At 60.4% G+C, this 18,541-nt stretch carries 18 protein-coding genes; 5 read left to right on the plus strand and 13 right to left on the minus strand.

Going from position 1 to position 18,541, the window contains the following annotated elements:
- Positions 1-183: 183 nt before the first annotated feature.
- On the plus strand, positions 184-1,383 hold the full coding sequence (locus tag J4E42_RS11095; RefSeq protein ID WP_207285269.1) for a glycosyltransferase family 1 protein: 1,200 nt from the start codon (positions 184-186) through the stop codon (positions 1,381-1,383).
- Positions 1,384-1,482: 99 nt separating this feature from the next.
- Here J4E42_RS11095 and J4E42_RS11100 read toward each other — a convergent pair whose 3' ends face one another.
- The 3 genes from J4E42_RS11100 to J4E42_RS11110 all read right to left on the minus strand — a co-directional run bounded on the left by J4E42_RS11100 (position 1,483) and on the right by J4E42_RS11110 (position 3,897).
- Complete coding sequence (locus J4E42_RS11100) at positions 1,483-2,586, minus strand: NADH:flavin oxidoreductase (protein WP_207285270.1); 1,104 nt, start codon at positions 2,584-2,586, stop codon at positions 1,483-1,485.
- 220 nt (positions 2,587-2,806) lie between these two features.
- Positions 2,807-3,289 carry a glutathione peroxidase gene (locus J4E42_RS11105; RefSeq protein ID WP_008037360.1) on the minus strand — a complete coding sequence of 161 codons (483 nt, stop codon included), beginning with the start codon at positions 3,287-3,289 and terminating at the stop codon, positions 2,807-2,809.
- Positions 3,290-3,411: 122 nt separating this feature from the next.
- A complete protein-coding gene (locus J4E42_RS11110; protein WP_008026954.1) occupies positions 3,412-3,897 on the minus strand; it encodes a peptidylprolyl isomerase in 486 nt (161 codons plus the stop codon).
- Between J4E42_RS11110 and J4E42_RS11115 the strand changes: the two genes are divergently transcribed.
- From J4E42_RS11115 to J4E42_RS11125, 3 genes are read left to right on the plus strand one after another with little or no spacing between them, the layout of a single operon-like run.
- Complete coding sequence (locus J4E42_RS11115; protein WP_192227739.1) at positions 3,866-4,204, plus strand: DUF3565 domain-containing protein; 339 nt, start codon at positions 3,866-3,868, stop codon at positions 4,202-4,204. The two genes, J4E42_RS11110 and J4E42_RS11115, sit on opposite strands and share 32 nt — an antisense overlap.
- A 60-nt stretch (positions 4,205-4,264) precedes the next feature.
- Positions 4,265-6,364 (plus strand): phosphate acetyltransferase, encoded by a 2,100-nt coding sequence (gene pta, locus J4E42_RS11120; RefSeq protein ID WP_008026952.1) that lies wholly within the window; start codon positions 4,265-4,267, stop codon positions 6,362-6,364.
- Positions 6,365-7,270 carry an acyltransferase gene (locus J4E42_RS11125; protein WP_207285271.1) on the plus strand — a complete coding sequence of 302 codons (906 nt, stop codon included), beginning with the start codon at positions 6,365-6,367 and terminating at the stop codon, positions 7,268-7,270.
- Between the two features lie 168 nt (positions 7,271-7,438).
- On the opposite strand, the gene cysN is transcribed toward J4E42_RS11125, so the two are convergent.
- From cysN to J4E42_RS11140, 3 genes are all read right to left on the minus strand, one after another.
- Positions 7,439-9,337: a sulfate adenylyltransferase subunit CysN gene (gene cysN, locus J4E42_RS11130; protein ID WP_192417369.1), complete on the minus strand. Its 1,899-nt coding sequence runs from the start codon at positions 9,335-9,337 to the stop codon at positions 7,439-7,441.
- A 9-nt stretch (positions 9,338-9,346) separates the two neighbouring features.
- A complete protein-coding gene (gene cysD, locus J4E42_RS11135) occupies positions 9,347-10,264 on the minus strand; it encodes a sulfate adenylyltransferase subunit CysD (RefSeq protein WP_008026947.1) in 918 nt (305 codons plus the stop codon).
- A gap of 243 nt (positions 10,265-10,507) precedes the next feature.
- Positions 10,508-11,266: a Nif3-like dinuclear metal center hexameric protein gene (locus J4E42_RS11140; RefSeq protein WP_008037366.1), complete on the minus strand. Its 759-nt coding sequence runs from the start codon at positions 11,264-11,266 to the stop codon at positions 10,508-10,510.
- Between the two features lie 102 nt (positions 11,267-11,368).
- On the opposite strand from J4E42_RS11140, the gene algW reads away from it, so the two are divergent.
- Positions 11,369-12,529: a Do family serine endopeptidase AlgW gene (gene algW / locus J4E42_RS11145; protein WP_008026944.1), complete on the plus strand. Its 1,161-nt coding sequence runs from the start codon at positions 11,369-11,371 to the stop codon at positions 12,527-12,529.
- A 135-nt stretch (positions 12,530-12,664) separates the two neighbouring features.
- Here the strand turns inward: algW and hisC are convergent, their stop codons facing one another.
- The 7 genes from hisC to J4E42_RS11180 form a co-directional block, all read right to left on the minus strand.
- Positions 12,665-13,717 (minus strand): histidinol-phosphate transaminase, encoded by a 1,053-nt coding sequence (gene hisC / locus J4E42_RS11150; protein ID WP_207285272.1) that lies wholly within the window; start codon positions 13,715-13,717, stop codon positions 12,665-12,667.
- A gap of 1 nt (position 13,718) precedes the next feature.
- Positions 13,719-15,044, minus strand: coding sequence for a histidinol dehydrogenase (hisD, locus tag J4E42_RS11155; RefSeq protein WP_008026941.1), 1,326 nt, complete (start codon positions 15,042-15,044; stop codon positions 13,719-13,721).
- Positions 15,045-15,169: 125 nt separating this feature from the next.
- On the minus strand, positions 15,170-15,805 hold the full coding sequence (gene hisG / locus J4E42_RS11160) for an ATP phosphoribosyltransferase (protein WP_008026940.1): 636 nt from the start codon (positions 15,803-15,805) through the stop codon (positions 15,170-15,172).
- Positions 15,806-15,932: 127 nt separating this feature from the next.
- On the minus strand, positions 15,933-17,198 hold the full coding sequence (gene murA / locus J4E42_RS11165; protein WP_008026938.1) for a UDP-N-acetylglucosamine 1-carboxyvinyltransferase: 1,266 nt from the start codon (positions 17,196-17,198) through the stop codon (positions 15,933-15,935).
- 22 nt (positions 17,199-17,220) lie between these two features.
- Positions 17,221-17,460 (minus strand): BolA family protein, encoded by a 240-nt coding sequence (locus J4E42_RS11170; RefSeq protein ID WP_007901566.1) that lies wholly within the window; start codon positions 17,458-17,460, stop codon positions 17,221-17,223.
- A gap of 113 nt (positions 17,461-17,573) precedes the next feature.
- Complete coding sequence (locus J4E42_RS11175) at positions 17,574-17,879, minus strand: lipid asymmetry maintenance protein MlaB (RefSeq protein WP_008037374.1); 306 nt, start codon at positions 17,877-17,879, stop codon at positions 17,574-17,576.
- The gene (locus tag J4E42_RS11180) at positions 17,876-18,532 is read right to left on the minus strand and encodes a phospholipid-binding protein MlaC (protein ID WP_192417373.1); all 657 of its coding nucleotides are present in this window, start codon (positions 18,530-18,532) and stop codon (positions 17,876-17,878) included. The genes J4E42_RS11175 and J4E42_RS11180 overlap by 4 nt, the downstream gene beginning before the upstream one ends.
- Positions 18,533-18,541: the final 9 nt, after the last annotated feature.

Genomic DNA, 18,541 nt, shown 5'->3' on the forward strand with positions numbered 1-18,541 from the left:
CATATTAATCTGCAATGGGGGGAAGCGTCACCCTTTTCATGGTTTTTTGCCTCAGCAAACGCTCGAACGAGTTAACGTTTTGTGGACGCGACGCTAGCCCACGCCTATCCTCAGTCGCCCGGCCAAATGACATTCAATGCTCGCGCGGTCACAAATCCATCATCAAAACGCCACAACGACGACATGGCCTCAGCCGACACTGAGGTCATGACGACAGCTCTGCATATCACCCTGATCACCGAAACCTTCCCTCCCGAAATCAACGGCGTGGCCAATACCCTTGGCCGCTTGTGCGACGGTTTGCGCGCGCGCGGGCATCAGGTTGAACTGGTGCGGCCACGTCAGGGTTGCGATCAGCAGCTGGGCAGCGACGATGAATTGCTGCTGTGCCGGGGCTGGCCGCTGCCGGGGTATCCGGGTTTGCAATGGGGTCAGTCGTCGATGCACAAGCTGCTGCGACGCTGGAAGCGCCAGCGCCCGGACGTGCTGTACATCGCCACGGAAGGACCGCTGGGCTTGTCCGCGTTGCGCGCGGCACGGCGCCTGGGGATTTCGGTGGTCAGCGGTTTTCACACCAACTTCCAGCAGTACTCCAATCAGTACGGGCTCGGATTGCTCACGCGCCTGCTGACCCACTACCTGCGCTGGTTTCACAATCGCTCGACCCTGACGCTGGTGCCGAGTGTCAGCCAGCGACTGGAGCTGGAGCGCCGGCATTTCGAGCGGCTGGCATTGCTGTCCCGCGGGGTCGACAGTCAGTTGTTCCACCCAACCAAACGGCTGCAATCGTTGCGTGAGCAATGGGGCCTGAGCGAGAAGGACATCGCAGTCATCCACGTAGGACGCCTGGCACCGGAGAAGAACCTTGGTTTGCTCAAGCGCTGTTTCGACACGTTGAAAGCGACTTATCCACAGCGAAACCTAAAGCTGATCATCGTCGGTGACGGTCCGCAACGGGTGGCTCTGGAACAGGAACTGCCCGAAGCGATTTTCTGTGGCACTCAGCGCGGCGAGGCCCTGGCCAGCCACTATGCGTCAGGGGATGTGTTTTTGTTTCCGAGCATGACCGAAACCTTCGGCAATGTGGTGCTTGAGGCACTCGCGTCAGGGTTGGGCGTGGTGGCCTACGATCAGGCTGCGGCGGCGCAGCATATTCGCCATGGCTACAACGGCGTGCTGGCGATGCCGGGGGATGAGGAAGCGTTCAGCGATGCCGCGGTGTGGCTGCTGGAGAAGCGCGAAACCTTGCGATGCGTAAGGTTGAATGCGCGCCAGCATGCGAGTCGGCAGGGTTGGGCAGCGATTATCGAGCAATTCGAGGGGCAGTTGCGGGGGGCTTGTTCGCAGGAACAGGTTTTGCCTGATGTGGCTTTGTTGCCTTAAAAGCTTCGCGGGCAAGCCTCGCTCCTACAGGGACTTGCGTTCCGGCACATACCCTGTAGGAGCGAGGCTTGCCCGCGAAGAGGCCTTTCCAGTCGCTACTTAAACCAGCGTCATCAACGCCTCACGGCTGAACGGCAGGATATCTCCCTCTCGACCGTCACGCACTTTCTGCGCCCAGTCCGGGTCCACCAGCAGCGCACGCCCCACCGCCACCAGATCGAACTCGTCGTTGTTCAAACGCTCCAGCAGTTTTTCCAGACTGGCCGGCTGCGCGATCTTGTCGGTGTTGACCATGAATTGCAGGAACTCGCCATCCAGGCCAACGCTGCCCACGGTGATGGTCGGCTTGCCGGTCAGTTTGCGCGTCCAGCCTGCCAGGTTCAGCTCGGAACCGTCGAACTCCGGCTCCCAGAAACGGCGCGTCGAGCAGTGGAAAATGTCCACGCCAGCGTCGGACAACGGCTTGAGGAACTCGCCCAGCGCTTCCGGAGTTTGCACCAGACGCGCGGTGTAATCCTGCTGCTTCCACTGAGAGAAACGGAAGATGATCGGGAAGCCTTCACCGACTGCCGCACGCACCGCCTGAATCAGTTCGATGGCAAAACGCGAACGGTTCGCCAGGTCGCCACCGTATTCATCGGTGCGCTGATTGGTGCCTTCCCAGAAGAACTGGTCCACCAGATAGCCATGGGCGCCGTGGATTTCCACGCCGTCCATGCCGATGCTTTGCGCGTCTTTGGCGGCTTGAGCGAACGCGGCGATCACGTCCTGGATATCCTGTTTAGTCATGCCGTGAACCACGACCTGACCGTCCTTCAGCTTTTCCGACGGACCGTAACCCGGCACGCTGGCGTCAGGCTCGGTGCCGATGCGACGCACGCTGCCGACATGCCAAAGCTGCGGAACGATCTTGCCGCCTTCGGCATGCACCGCATCAACGACTTTCTTCCAGCCAGCCAGCGCGGCTTCACCGTAGAAATGCGGCACGTTCGGGTAGCCGTTGGAGGCCTTGTGGCCGACGGTGGTGCCTTCGGTGATGATCAAACCCACGCCGGCGGCGGCGCGACGACGGTAGTACTCGATCACTTTGGAATTGGGTACGCCACCCGGCGAAAACGAGCGGGTCATCGGCGCCATGACGACACGGGTCGGCAGTTCGAGGGTGCCGAGGTGGAACGGTTTGAACAGGGCTTTGACAGGCATGGGACGCTCCACGGGATTAGACTTTATGACGACGATAATATGGAGTTGGGAACGCCTTGAATAGCACTATTGATTTTGGTGATTAAGGAATAAAAGGTGGAAAGCATCGTAGGAGCGAGCGGGCGGCGCTCCGACTTGCCCGCGAAGGCGGTCGGTCAGTCGACATCATTACTGACTGACCTGACGCCTTCGCGGGCAAGCCTCGCTCCTACAGGGGGAATCAGCTCAGGGCTTTTTCGATTGCCTGAATGACAGTGGGATCATCCGGCGCCGTACGCGGTGAGAACCGCGCCAGTACGCGACCGTCTTTGCCGAGCAGGAATTTTTCGAAATTCCAGGTGATATCACCCGGGAATTCAGCCCCCTCGCCCGCCAGCAGGCGGTACAACTGATGACGCTCATGACCGTTGACTTCCAGCTTGCTGGACAACGGAAAGGTCACGCCATAGTTGAGGCTGCAGAACTCCTGGATCTCTTTCTCGGTACCCGGTTCCTGCCCGGCAAACTGGTTGCACGGCAAGCCCAGCACGCTGAAGCCTTTACCTTTGTATTGCTGGTAAAGGTTTTCCAGCGCCGCGTATTGTGGGGTCAAGCCACATTTGGAGGCGACGTTGACCACCAGCACGACATGCCCCTTGAAGGGCGCCAGAGGTAGCTCCTGACCATCCAGGCCTGTCAAATTAAGGTCGTGAAAAGCACTCATGACGTACTCCAGATTCCCGTGTTCTTCTCGAAACAGCCTCTTGGTGAGGCCACCAAGGACAGCCGCGGACTAAAAAGGCGCCCTCGGGCGCCTCTCCAGTTCTCTGAGCTTAGCGCAGAAAATCAGTGGTGATGGCCACCTTCGCCATGGACGTGACCATGAGCGATTTCTTCCTGGCTGGCGTCACGGATGGCGATGATCTTGACCTGGAAGTTCAGGCGCTGACCGGCCAACGGGTGGTTGCCGTCGACGGTGACATCGTCGCCATCCAGATCGCGAATAGTCACGATCTGCATTTGGCCGTCCGGTGCGGAAGCGTGGAACTGCATGCCCACTTCCAGCTCGTCGACGCCTTCGAACATGCTGCGGCTCAGGGTGCTGACCAGTTCGGCAGCGTATTCGCCGTAAGCGTCTTCAGGTTCAACGGCCACGGTCAGCTCGTCGCCGACTGCTTTGCCTTCCAGAGCCTTTTCCAGGCCCGGAATGATGTTACCTGCGCCTTGCAGGTAGACCAGCGGCGCGCCGCCGGCGGAGCTGTCGATGACCTCACCAGCGTCGTTGGTCAGGGTATAGTCGATGGAGACAGCCTTATTGGCGGCGATCAGCATGGGGCGAGACCTTTTGCATAAGAATTTAGAAAGGCCAAGTTTAGCGAAGCAATCGTCCGAAAGCGAACACAACCCGGACAGACGGAATGCGGCGCCAGGCTCGACGGTCACAGGTTTTCATCAGGACGAGGACGGGCATTGGGTGGCCGAGCTGTCCTGTGGCCACACGCAGCACCTGCGCCACCAGCCACCGTGGCAATCGCGCGCCTGGGTCATGGACCCACTGCTGCGTCATGAAAAAATAGGCCAGCCCTTTGAATGCGGTTGGTGCGCACAAGGCTCGGTTAGCGATAACCTTGGCGACTGAATTTCGGTAGATCGTCAGCTATAGATGATCACCTTTGTCATGCTCCCTTAGAGAATCCGCATGCAAACTTTTTTTATCGCGCCCACCGATTTTGGTGTGGGTCTGACCTCCATCAGCCTCGGGCTGGTGCGCACCCTCGAGCGGGCCGGCCTCAAAGTCGGCTTTTTCAAACCGATTGCCCAGCCGCATCCGGGTGATACCGGGCCGGAGCGCTCCACCGAACTGGTGGCGCGCACCCACGGTTTGAAACCGCCGCAACCGCTGGGCCTGGCGCACGTCGAGCGCATGCTCGGCGACGGCCAGCTCGATGAGCTGCTCGAAGAAATCATCACGCTCTATCAGCAAGCGGCCATCGGCAAGGACGTGCTGATCGTCGAAGGCATGGTCCCGACCCGCAGCGCCAGTTACGCCGCGCGGGTCAATCTGCATTTGGCCAAGAGTCTGGATGCCGACGTGATTCTGGTTTCGGCACCGGAAAACGAAGTGCTGACCGAGCTCTCCGGTCGCGTGGAGTTGCAGGCGCAATTGTTCGGCGGGCCGAAAGACCCGAAAGTCCTCGGCGTGATCCTCAACAAGGTCAAGACCGACGAGAGCATGGAGGCCTTCGCCTCGCGCCTCAAGGAGCATTCGCCGTTGCTGCGCAGCGGGGATTTCCGCTTGCTCGGTTGCATCCCGTACCAGCCGGAACTGAACGCGCCGCGCACCCGCGACGTGGCCGATCTGATGGGCGCGCAAATCCTCAATGCCGGCGACTACGAAACCCGGCGCATGACCAAAATCATCATTTGTGCGCGCACCATGCGCAACACCGTGGAGCTGCTCAAGCCCGGCGTGCTGGTGGTGACGCCCGGCGATCGCGACGACATCATCCTCGCCGTCAGCCTCGCTGCCATGAACGGCGTGCCGCTGGCCGGCCTGCTGCTGACCAGCGACACCCTGCCCGACCCGCGCATCATGGACCTGTGCCGTGGCGCCTTGCAGGCCGGTTTGCCGGTGTTGTCGGTGAGCACCGGCTCCTACGACACCGCGAACCAGCTGAACGGTTTGAACAAGGAAATCCCGATCGACGACCGCGAGCGAGCGGAGATCATCACCGACTTCGTCGCCAGCCACCTCGACGCCAACTGGCTGCACCAGCGTTGCGGCACGCCAAGGGAGATGCGCCTGTCGCCTGCGGTGTTCCGTTATCAATTGATCCAGCGCGCCCAGGCCGCCAACAAGCGCATCGTGCTGCCCGAGGGTAGTGAGCCACTGACCGTGCAAGCCGCCGCAATCTGCCAAGCGCGCGGCATTGCCCGCTGTGTGTTGCTGGCGAAACCGGCGGATGTCGAAGCCGTGGCGCGTGCCCACGATATCGAACTGCCGCCAGGCCTGGAGATTCTCGACCCGGACCTGATTCGCGAACGTTACGTCGAGCCGATGGTTGCGTTGCGCAAGACCAAAAGCCTCAACGCGCCGATGGCCGAGCAGCAACTGGAAGACACCGTGGTGATCGGCACCATGATGCTGGCGCTGGATGAAGTCGACGGCCTGGTGTCCGGTGTCATTCACTCCACCGCCAACACCATCCGCCCGGCCTTGCAGCTGATCAAGACCGCTCCGGGCTGCACCCTGGTGTCGTCGGTGTTCTTCATGCTGTTCCCCGAAGAGGTGCTGGTCTACGGCGACTGCGTGATGAACCCGCACCCGAGCGCCACGGAACTGGCCGAGATCGCCCTGCAAAGTGCGGACTCGGCAGCAGCGTTCGGCATTACGCCGCGCGTGGCGATGATCAGCTATTCCAGCGGTGAATCGGCCAGCGGCGAAGAGGTCGAGAAGGTCCGCGAGGCGACGTTGCTCGCCCACGAGCAACAACATTCACTGCTGATCGACGGTCCGTTGCAGTACGACGCCGCCGCCAACGAAACCGTTGCCCGGCAACTGGCGCCGAACAGTCAGGTCGCCGGTCGCGCCACGGTGTTCGTGTTCCCCGACCTGAATACCGGCAACACCACGCACAAAGCCGTGCAGCGCAGCGCCGACTGCGTCAGCCTCGGCCCGATGCTGCAAGGCCTGCGCAAACCGGTGAACGACCTGCCGCGTGGCGCGCAAGTCGACGACATCGTGTACACCATCGCGTTGACCGCGATTCAAGCTGCCAACCGACCTCTGGATGTTTAAATGCTGGATTTCCTGCCTGCCGCCGCACGCGGCGTGATTGCATCGTTGTTGCTGGCACTCAATACGATTCTGCTCTGCTCGTTTCTGTTCTGCGTGGCGATTTTCAAGGTGTTGCCGTTCGCCCTCACCCAGCGTTTCACGCGCTGGCTGATGAACCATACCCATGAAGCCTGGATCAGCAACAACAAGGCCTGGATGAACCTGGTCCGCCGCACCCGCTGGCACCTCAGCGGCCTTGAAGGGCTGGACTATCAGCACTCGTACCTGATCACCAGCAACCACCAGAGCTGGGTCGACATCATGGTGTTGCAGTACGTGCTCAACCGTCGTATCCAGCCGCTGAAGTTCTTTCTCAAGCAAGAGTTGATCTGGGTGCCGGTGATTGGCCTGGCTTGGTGGACGCTGGGCTTTCCGTTCATGAAGCGCTATTCCAAGGCTTACCTGGAAAAGCACCCGGAGAAGAAAGGCAAAGACCTGGAAACCACGCGCAAGACCTGCGCGAAGTTTCGTGATAACCCGGTGGGGATTTTCAATTTCGTCGAAGGCACGCGCTTCACCGAAGGCAAGCATGCGCAGCAGAAATCACCGTTCAAGTATTTGCTCAAACCCAAGGCCGGTGGCATTGCGTTTGTGCTGGACGCCATGGGTGAGCAGCTGGAGTCGATCGTCAACGTGACGATTCACTATCCGGGCGGGCGTCCGGGGTACTGGGATCTGTTATGCGGGAACGTTGCGGACGTGGTGGTGCACTTTCAGGAGTTGAAGATTCCGCCGCAGTTTATTGGCAAGAACTACGACCAGGATGGGGAGTATCGGTTGCAGTTTCAGGGGTGGATCAATCAGCTTTGGCTAGACAAGGATGCGTTGCTTGAGCAGATGCATCGCGAATACCCCGATAAACACTGACCTACTGTGGGAGCCAGCCTGCTGGCGATAGCGGGTTCACATTCAGCAGATTTATTGCCTGAATCACCGCAATCGCTAGCAGGCTAGCTCCCACAGTTGACCGAGTTGACCCACAAAAAAGCCCGCCGATGATCACTCATCGGCGGGTTTTTTATGAGCAGCTAACGCTTAGATCGCGCCATGCTTGCGCAGCAGATCCAGCACTTGCTTGACGCTTTCTTCCAGCGACAGCGACTGGGTGTCGACCACGAGGTCGGCGTCCAGCGGCACGTCGTACGGGAAGGAATCACCCGGAATGTTATCCCCGGCCGCCGCGTACAAGCCTTGCGGATCACGCTCGGCACAAACAGTCGGCGAGGCCTGGACGTAGACCGTCAGCAGACGCTCCTTGCCGATCAGGTCCTTGGCCTGCTCACGCCCTTCTGCACTCGGCGCAACAAACGCAGCGAGGGTCAGCAGACCCGCTTCGTTGAACTGACGCGCAACGTGCGCGGCACGACGCCAGTTCTCGGTACGCCCGGCGCGATCCTGTGGCAGACCTTTATTCAGGTCGTGACGCAGGTTCTGGCCATCGAGCACAAACACCGCACGGCCCAGGTCGAACAGCTTGCGTTCAACCGCATACGCCAGAGTGCTTTTGCCCGCGCCCGACAAACCGCTGAACAACACGGTGGCCGGCTGTTGGCCGAAACGCTGAGCGCGTTCTTCGGTGGCAACGTGCGCCAGTTTGCCGTGGTGCGTGCTGCTGCCATGCGCCAACGGCTGAGCGATGATCATGCCGGCGGCGACGGTGCCGTTGGTCAAACGGTCGATGACGATGAACGAACCGGTGGTGCGGTTGCTCGCGTAACCGTCCAGCGCGATGGCGGCGTCGAGGCTGATCTTGACGCGACCGATCTCGTTCAACTGCAACGCGCTGGCAGGGCCTTCTTCCAGGGTGTTCACGTCAACGCGGTTGACGATGCTGGTGATCGAACCCGGCACGTACGTCGTGGCGCGCTTGATGTCGTATTTCTTGCCCGGCAGCATCGGTTCTTCGGCCATCCACACCAGCATGGCGTCGAAGGCGTCAGTCACTTGCGGCAGGTTGTCGGCGTGCACCAGCAAGTCGCCGCGAGAGATATCGATCTCGTCTTCCATGGTCAGCGTCACCGCTTGACCCGGCCCGGCATGCTCCAGCTCACCTTCGAAGGTGACGATGGATTTCACGCGGCTGCTCTTGCCCGACGGCAGCACAACGACTTCATCGCCCTTGTGCACGACGCCGCTGGCCAGGGTGCCGGCGAAACCACGGAAGTTCAGGTTCGGACGGTTGACGTACTGCACCGGGAAACGCAGGTCGGTGTAGTTGCGGTCGCTGGCGATTTCGACGGTTTCGAGAATTTCCATCAGCGACTGGCCGGTGTACCACGGCGAGCGCTCGGACTTGTTCACCACGTTGTCGCCCTTCAGCGCCGACATCGGCACGAAGGCCATGGTGGTCGGCTTGAACGCGATGCCTTCGGCGAACTTCAGGTAATCGGCCTTGATCGACTCGAACACGCTTTCGTCGAAGCCATTGAGGTCCATCTTGTTGATGGCGACCACGATGTGCTTGATGCCCAGCAACGAGGCGATGAAGCTGTGGCGACGGGTCTGGGTCTGCACGCCGTAGCGGGCGTCGACCAGGATGATCGCCAGGTCACAGGTGGATGCACCGGTGGCCATGTTGCGGGTGTACTGCTCATGGCCAGGGGTGTCGGCAATGATGAATTTGCGCTTGGCGGTGGAGAAGTAGCGGTAAGCGACATCGATGGTGATGCCCTGCTCACGCTCGGCCTGCAGGCCGTCGACCAGCAATGCCAGGTCGATGTCTTCGCCAGTGGTGCCGACTTTTTTCGAGTCGCGGGTAATGGCTTCCAGGTGATCTTCGTAGATCATCTTGGAGTCGTGCAGCAGGCGCCCGATCAGGGTGCTCTTGCCGTCGTCGACGTTGCCACAGGTCAGAAAGCGCAGCATTTCCTTGCGTTCGTGCTGGCCCAGGTAGGCGAGGATGTCCTCGCTGATCAAATCAGATGCGTGCGACATGACAACCCCTTAGAAATAACCCTGACGTTTCTTTTCTTCCATCGAGCCTGCGCCATCGTGATCGATGACCCGGCCCTGGCGTTCGGAAGTTCGCGTCAGGAGCATTTCCTGAATGATGTCGGTCAGGCTGGTGGCCTCGGACTCGACCGCACCGGTCAGCGGGTAGTCACCCAGTGTACGGAAACGGACTTTCTTCTTGACGATGCGCGCCTTGTCTTCGTCGCTCAGGTGATTGAGCAGGCGTTCGTCGTCGATCATGATCCAGGTGCCATTCATCTCGATGACGTCGCGCTCGGCGGCGAAATACAGCGGCACAATCGGGATGCCTTCGAGGTAGATGTACTGCCAGATGTCCAGTTCGGTCCAGTTCGACAATGGGAAAACGCGGATCGATTCGCCCTTGTTGACGTTGCCGTTGTAGACGTTCCACAGCTCTGGACGCTGGTTTTTCGGGTCCCAGCGGTGCTTGGTGTCGCGGAAGGAATACACGCGCTCTTTGGCGCGGGACTTCTCTTCGTCGCGGCGAGCGCCACCGAAAGCGGCGTCGAAACCGTACTTGTCGAGCGCCTGTTTCAGGCCCTCGGTTTTCATGATGTCGGTATGCTTGGCGCTACCGTGGGTCAGCGGGTTGATGCCCTGGGCCACGCCATCGGGGTTCACGTGCACCAGCAGGTCCAGGCCGAGTTCTTCGACCATACGGTCGCGGAATTCGTACATTTCCTTGAACTTCCACCGGGTGTCGACGTGCATCACCGGGAACGGCAATTTGCCCGGGAAGAATGCCTTGCGCGCAAGGTGCAGCATCACGGCGGAATCTTTACCGACGGAGTACAGCATCACCGGGTTATCGAACTCGGCGGCGACCTCGCGGATGATGTGGATGCTTTCGGCCTCCAGCTGTTTCAGATGCGTCAGTTTGTCGACCATGGCTACTCACGAAAACGATCTTATGGACGGCCAGCGGGCCGTGTTCGAGCGGGGAATCCTAGCACAGCGACCTCTTCTAATCAGGACGCGAGCTAGATCGAAAGGGTATATGAATATACCCCCCTGTTTGGGTGACACCGGACCTGTAGGAGCTGGCTTGCCAGCGATGAGTCCCTCGAATAGTGAGGCGATCAGCAGGACGCCATCGCCGGCAAGCCGGCTCCTACAAAGACAGCTGTGTATTCAGATCGGATTCGGGCAATCGATGAAGATGTGCTCCAGCGCAAACCGTCGCGCCAGGTAATCCCCCAGCGCCTGCACACCATAACGCTCGGTGGCGTGGTGACCGGCGGCGATGAAACTGATGTCGTTTTCACGGGCGCTATGGAAGGTTTGCTCGGACGCCTCGCCGCTGAGGTACAGATCGACGCCCGCCAAGACCGCCTGATCGATATACCCCTGACCGCCACCAGTGCACCAGCCGACCCGACGAATCATCTCGCTGCCTTCAATCAGCAGCGGCTCGCGCCCCATGACTTCCTGCACGCGGCGAGCGAAATCACGCGGCGTCACCGGTTCGTTCAACGAGCCGACCAGACCGACAATCTTCAGGTTATCCGGGTCCAGCGGCCCTTCGACGGTGATGTCCAACTGACGGGCGAGCTGCACGTTGTTACCGACTTCCGGGTGCAGGTCCAGCGGCAAGTGATAGGACAGCAGGCTGATGTCGTGCTTGAGCAGGGTTTTCAACCGACGCTGCTTCATGCCGGTGATGCACGGGTTCTCGCCCTTCCAGAAGTAACCGTGATGCACCAGCACCAGATCGGCCTGCGCTTCGACGGCTGCATCCAGCAACGCCTGGCTGGCCGTGACGCCACTGACGATGCGCATCACCTGCGGTCGGCCTTCGACCTGTAACCCGTTGGGGCAATAATCGGCAATCTTTGCACTGTTCAGATAACGGTCGGCTTCTTCGACCAGGGTGCTCAGGGCGACGGCCATAAAAGACTCCTAAATATCCCGTTCAGAGGCGCGCGCGGCCTCGTATAATGCGCGACATTATGGGCGGTCTCTAACCGCCTGCAACCTCTCAGGACGTGCTTAATGCTCAAGGCGCTGCGTTTTTCCGGCTGGCCGCTGTTGGCCGGCGTGCTTATCGCTCTATTGATCATCCAGCGTTACCCGCAGTGGGTCGGGCTTCCAAGCCTCGACGTCAACCTGCAACAAGCCCCGCAAACCACCACCATGCAACAGGGGCCGGTGTCCTATGCCGACGCCGTCACCACCGCTGCGCCGTCGGTGGTGAACCTGTACACCACCAAAGTCATCAACAAGCCGAACCATCCGCTGTTCGAAGACCCGCAGTTCCGCCGCTTCTTCGGCGACAACGCGCCCAAGCAGAAACGCATGGAATCGAGCCTCGGCTCCGGCGTGATCATGAGCCCGGAAGGCTACCTGCTGACCAACAACCACGTGACCAGCGGCGCCGACCAGATTGTCGTCGCGCTGAAGGACGGGCGTGAAACCCTGGCCCGCGTCATCGGCAGCGACCCGGAAACCGACCTCGCGGTCCTGAAGATCGATCTGAAAAACCTGCCGTCGATCACCGTCGGCCGCTCCGACAACATCCGCATCGGCGACGTCGCGCTGGCCATCGGCAACCCGTTCGGCGTCGGCCAGACCGTGACCATGGGCATCATCAGCGCCACCGGCCGTAACCAGCTGGGCCTGAACAACTACGAAGATTTCATCCAGACCGACGCCGCGATCAACCCCGGCAACTCCGGCGGTGCGCTGGTGGATGCCAATGGCAACCTGACCGGGATCAACACGGCGATCTTCTCCAAGTCCGGCGGTTCGCAAGGCATCGGTTTCGCGATCCCGGTCAAACTGGCGATGGAAGTGATGAAGTCGATCATCGAACACGGCCAGGTGATTCGCGGCTGGCTCGGTATCGAAGTGCAGCCGTTGAGCCAGGAACTGGCGGAGTCGTATGGCCTGTCGGGACGTCCGGGCATTGTGGTCGCGGGGATTTTCCGTGACGGCCCGGCGCAGAAGGCCGGCCTGCAATTGGGCGACGTGATTCTCACCATCGACGGCGAACCGGCCGGTGATGGTCGTCGCTCGATGAACCAGGTCGCGCGGATCAAACCGACCGACAAAGTCACGGTTCAGGTGATGCGCAACGGCAAGGAACTGAAGCTCACCGCTGAAATCGGCTTGCGCCCGCCACCGGCGCCGGTCAAAGAGAAAGAAGAACAGTAAGCACTCACTACACAATCCCTGTAGGAGCGAGCGGTGCGGCGATCCGACTTGCCCGCGAAGAACGATAACGCGGTGTACTTGATGCACCGTGTCATCGTTCTTCGCGGGCAAGCCTCGCTCCTACAGTGGTATGTTTTAGAGGTCGCCGAGGCCGTCGATCAGTGCCTGATTCTGTTCAGGTGTGCCAATCGAAATCCGCAGGAACTGCGCAATGCGCTCCTGCTTGAAGTGCCGGACGATCACGCCTTGCTCGCGCAACTTCGCCGCCAGCCCCGCCGCATCGTGCTGCGGATGCCGGGCGAAGATGAAGTTCGCCGCTGACGGCAGCACTTCAAAGCCCTTGGCTTGCAGTTGCGCAACGACCTTCTCGCGATTCTCGATCACCAACCCACAGGTCTTGTCGAAGTATTCGCGGTCTTCGAATGCGGCGGCTGCACCGACGTTCGCCAGGCGATCCAGCGGATAAGAGTTGAAGCTGTTCTTGATCCGCTCCAGCGCCTCGATCAGGTCCGGATGCCCCACCGCCAGACCGACCCGCAGGCCGGCCAGGGAACGGGATTTGGACAAGGTCTGAGTCACCAGCAAATTCGGATAACGGTCCACCAGACTGATCGCCGTCTCGCCACCGAAGTCGATGTAAGCCTCATCCACCACGACCACCGAATCCGGGCTGGCCTTGAGGATCTGCTCAACCGCGTCCAGCGCCAACAGGCAACCGGTCGGCGCGTTCGGGTTCGGGAAGATGATCCCGCCGTTTGGCTTGGCGTAATCCGCCGGGTTGATCTGGAACTGTTCGTCCAGCGGCACCGCGTCGAACGTGATGCCATACAACCCGCAGTAGACCGGGTAGAAGCTGTAGCTGATGTCCGGGAACAACACCGGCTGATCGTGTTGCAGCAAACCGTGAAAGATGTGCGCCAGGACTTCATCGGAACCGTTGCCGAGGAACACCTGATTACTTTGAACACCGTAGTAATGGGCGACTGCGTTTTTCAACAAGTCGCTGTTCGGGTCCGGGTACAAACGCAGGTTGTCGTTGAGCTCGGTCTGCATCGCCGCCAGGGCTTTTGGCGATGGGCCGTACGGGTTTTCGTTGGTGTTGAGCTTCACCAGTTTCGCCAGTTTCGGTTGCTCGCCCGGCACGTAAGGCACCAGGTTCTTGACGAACGGGCTCCAGAATTTACTCATCTCAGTTCCCCTGCTTGTCGTCAATGATGCGGTATTCGGCGCTGCGGGCGTGGGCGGTCAGCGACTCGCCACGGGCCAGCACGGAAGCGGTCTTGCCAAGTTCCGACGCACCCTGCTCGGAGCAGAAGATGATCGACGAGCGTTTCTGGAAGTCGTACACGCCCAGCGGCGAGGAGAACCGTGCGGTGCCGGAAGTCGGCAGCACGTGGTTCGGGCCGGCGCAGTAGTCGCCCAAGGCTTCGGAGGTGTGACGGCCCATGAAGATTGCGCCGGCGTGACGGATCTGCGGCAGCCACGCTTGTGGATCGGCGACCGACAACTCCAGGTGCTCCGGTGCGATGCGGTTAGCCACTTCGATGGCTTGTTCCATATCGCGAACCTGGATCAGCGCCCCACGGCCATTGATCGAGGTTTCGATGATCTCGGCGCGTTCCATGGTCGGCAGCAGTTTGGCGATGCTGGCGGCGACCTTGTCGAGGAACCCGGCGTCCGGGCTGACCAGAATCGCCTGGGCGTCTTCGTCGTGCTCGGCCTGGGAGAACAGGTCCATGGCGATCCAGTCCGGATCGGTCTGGCCGTCGCACACAACGAGGATTTCCGACGGGCCGGCGATCATGTCGATACCGACCTGGCCGAACACGTGACGCTTGGCGGTGGCGACATAGATGTTGCCCGGGCCGACCACCTTGTCGACCTTCGGCACGCTTTCGGTGCCATAAGCCAACGCGGCAACGGCTTGGGCGCCACCGATGGTGAAGACACGGTCGACACCCGCGATGCACGCTGCGGCCAATACCAGCTCGTTGATTTCACCGCGCGGGGTCGGTACCACCATGACCACTTCGGTCACGCCCGCCACTTTGGCCGGGATCGCGTTCATCAGTACGGACGACGGGTACGACGCTTTGCCGCCCGGGACATAAAGACCGGCGCGATCCAGCGGCGTGACCTTCTGGCCCAGCACCGTGCCATCGGCCTCGGTATAGCTCCAGGAATCCTGTTTCTGCTTTTCGTGGTAGCTGCGCACACGGGCCGCGGCTTTTTCCAGCGCTTCACGCTGCGGCACGGTGATGCGGGTCAGCGCCAGTTCCAGGCGTTCGCGTGGCAGGATCAGGTCGGCCATCGAGGCGACTTCCAGGCCGTCGAACTTCTGGGTGAATTCCACCAGCGCCGCATCGCCACGCTCGCGCACGGCCTTGATGATGTCCAGCACCCGCTGATTGACCGAGTCGTCAGACACACTTTCCCAGCTCAGCAGATGATCCAGATGATGTGCGAAATCCGGGTCAGCAGCGTTGAGTCGGCGAATTGCAGTCGGTGCGGTCATAGCGAGAGCCTCATAGGAATGGCAAAAACTCAGGCGCCCTAACTTAGCAGTCGTTTCCGCTTGGGCACCTGAGATTCTGGCTATGAGGCGGATAGACGGGCGCGACTCAAGGTCGCGCAGGTGAATCAGCCGCGGTGTCGAGACTCCACTGCCTTGCGCAGGGTGTCGATCAACGCCTGGATACGGGCGTGCTGCATTTTCATCGAAGCTTTGTTGACGATCAGCCGGGAGCTGATGTCGGCAATGAAATCCTGGGGTTCCAGGCCATTGGCGCGCAGGGTGTTGCCGGTGTCGACCACGTCGATGATCTTGTCCGCCAGACCGATCAGCGGCGCCAGTTCCATCGAGCCGTACAGCTTGATGATGTCGACCTGACGACCCTGTTCGGCGTAGTAACGCTTGGCAACGTTGACGAACTTGGTCGCCACCCGCAAACGGCCCTTGGGCTCGACGTCGCCGACACGGCCAGCGGTCATCAGCTTGCAGAGGGCAATGCGCAGGTCCAGTGGCTCGTACAAGCCCTGGCCGCCGTATTCCATCAGCACATCTTTACCGGCGACGCCCAGGTCAGCGGCACCATGCTCGACATAGGTCGGCACATCGGTGGCGCGCACGATCAGCAGGCGTACATCTTCCTGGGTCGTGGGGATGATCAGCTTGCGGCTCTTGTCCGGATTCTCGGTCGGCACGATGCCCGCTTCAGCCAGAAGCGGCAGGGTGTCGTCAAGGATGCGGCCCTTGGACAGTGCGATGGTCAACATGGGAAACGTCAGTCCTTATCAAGGTACGTGCCCGGTCACAAACGGCGCCGGACACACATCGTGGGTGAAGTACCCTCGACTTGAAACGAATTCAACGGGCACATCCTTATGCCCATGCAGCAAAAAACTAGCCCGGTACGCGGCGGATCTTGGCGCCGAGCATCTGCAGTTTCTCTTCGATGCACTCGTAACCACGGTCGATGTGGTAGATGCGGTCGATCAGGGTGTCGCCTTCAGCGATCAGCGCCGAGATCACCAGGCTGGCCGAAGCACGCAGGTCGGTGGCCATGACTGGCGCGCCTTTCAGCTTCTCGGTACCGGTGACAATGGCGGTGTTGCCTTCGACCTGGATCTTGGCGCCCATGCGGTGCAGTTCATAAACGTGCATGAAGCGGTTTTCGAAGATCGTCTCGATCACGGCACCGGTGCCTTCGGCAATGGCGTTGAGCGAGATGAACTGCGCCTGCATGTCAGTCGGGAACGCCGGGTATGGAGCGGTGCGCACGTTGACGGCTTTTGGCCGCTTGCCGTGCATGTTCAGCTCGATCCAGTCTTCGCCGCAGTTGATTTCGGCACCCGACTCACGGAGTTTTTCCAGGACGGCTTCGAGGATGGTCGGATCGGTGTCCTTGACCTTCACACGACCGCCGGTCACGGCGGCGGCAACCAGGTAGGTACCGGTTTCGATACGGTCCGGCATCACTTTGTAAGTGGTGGTGTGCAGACGCTCGACGCCATCGATGGTGATGGTGTCGGTGCCGGCGCCAGAGATCTTGGCGCCCATGGCGATCAGGAAGTTCGCCAGGTCGACCACTTCAGGCTCGCGCGCGGCGTTGGCCAGCACGCTGCGGCCCTTGGCCAGGGCAGCGGCCATCATGATGTTTTCGGTACCGGTCACACTGACGGTGTCGAAGAAGAAGTGCGCGCCACGCAGGCCGCCTTCAGGCGCCTTGGCCTTGATGTAGCCGCCTTCGACGTCGATGACCGCGCCCATGGCTTCAAGACCACGGATGTGCAGGTCCACCGGACGCGAACCGATGGCGCAACCGCCAGGCAGTGCGACTTCGGCTTCACCGAAACGGGCAACCATCGGGCCCAGTACCAGGATCGACGCACGCATGGTTTTAACCAGTTCGTACGGAGCGATCAGGGTCTTGATGGTGCGCGGGTCGATTTCGACGCTGAGTTTCTCGTCGATCACCGGCTCGATGCCCATGCGACCGAACAGCTCGATCATGGTGGTGATGTCGTGCAGGTGCGGCAGGTTGGCAACGGTAACCGGGCCATCGCACAGCAAAGTTGCAGCCAGGATCGGCAGGGCAGAGTTCTTTGCCCCGGAAATGCGGATCTCGCCATCAAGACGAGCGCCACCGGTAATAATCAATTTATCCATAAGAATCTCGACGCCCTTGGGCTCAGGTGCGCTCGGCCCAGGCCGCGCTGCTGAAAAATTTCATAGTGACCGCATGGATGCTGCCATCGGTGATCCATGGGTTCAAATGGGCATAGACCTGCTGCTGACGCTTCACCGGGCTCAACGCCGCCAGTTCATCGCTAATCACATTCAGCTGGAAATTGCAGCCTTCGCCTTCAACTTCCACCTTGGTGTTTGGCAGCTTTCCTTCAAGGAAGCTCTTCACTTCTACGGCCTGCATGCTCAACCTCAATCGGCGCCCTGTGCGCGCGGGTCGGACATCATACAAAAAAGCCCCGCGCCTGCGAACCCCGCGAAGCAGGACTCTGACGGGGGGCTTCTCTGTCGATGCGGTTAGGGATGCGCCAACAGCTCAGTCATTTCGCTGACCTGAGCGATTTCGCGCATGTCTTCGGGCATCGCGCGAATGCTCAGCGACTTGCCGGCCTCGTGCGCATCCCGCATGAAACACAGCAGCAACGACAAGCCGACGCTGCTGGATTTCAACACCGCCGAACAGTCCACCACCAGTGCGGGGGCCTTGCTGGCCTTGATCAGCGCCTGGCCCTGCTTGCGCAGGCCCGGGCCAGTGAGGTAGTCCAGCATGCCGCTGAGCATCAGCTCACCGGATTCATTCATGCGAATGGCCGATACACTCATTGGGTCTGCTGCTCGGTGGATTGCTTCTGGCTGGCTTCCTTGGCCTTGGCGACTTCACCGGCCCAACCATTGATGGTCTTGTCCAGGTCGTTGCCATTGCGCTGCATCGCATCGGCGAACTGATCGCGGAACAGTTTGCCGATGTTGATGCCGTTGATGATCACGTTACGCAGCTTCCACTCGCCGTTGATCTTCTCGAGCGTGTAGGACACAGGATAGATCGCGCCGTTGCTGCCTTTGACCGTCATGCCAACGCTGGTGCGGTCTCCCGACTCATCCTTGGCAGGGTCGACGACGATGCCCTGGTTGTTGTACTCGAGCAAGGCGTTACCATAGAACTGGAACAGGCCTTTCTTGAAGTTTTCTTCAAAGGTCTTCATTTGCGCCGGCGTGGCCTTGCGCGAATATTTGACCGTCATGATGCTCTTGGAAATACCCTCGGCATCCACCACAGGCCCGACGATGGTGTTCAGCGCCGTGTAAAAGTCCTGCGGGTCCTGTTTGTACTTCTCTTTGTTGGCCGACAGATCCGCCAGCAACCGGGTCGTGGTGTCTTGTACCAGTTCGTGCGCGGAAGGCGCCGCCACGGCGTTAGCCATCAACGGCAGGGCCGCGAGTAATACCAACAGGCCACGTCGCAAGGTAGAGATCATTCAAAAGCT

It is taken from the genome of Pseudomonas sp. FW300-N2A2 (assembly GCF_017351735.1).
GTDB classification, from domain to species: Bacteria; Pseudomonadota; Gammaproteobacteria; order Pseudomonadales; family Pseudomonadaceae; genus Aquipseudomonas; species Aquipseudomonas migulae.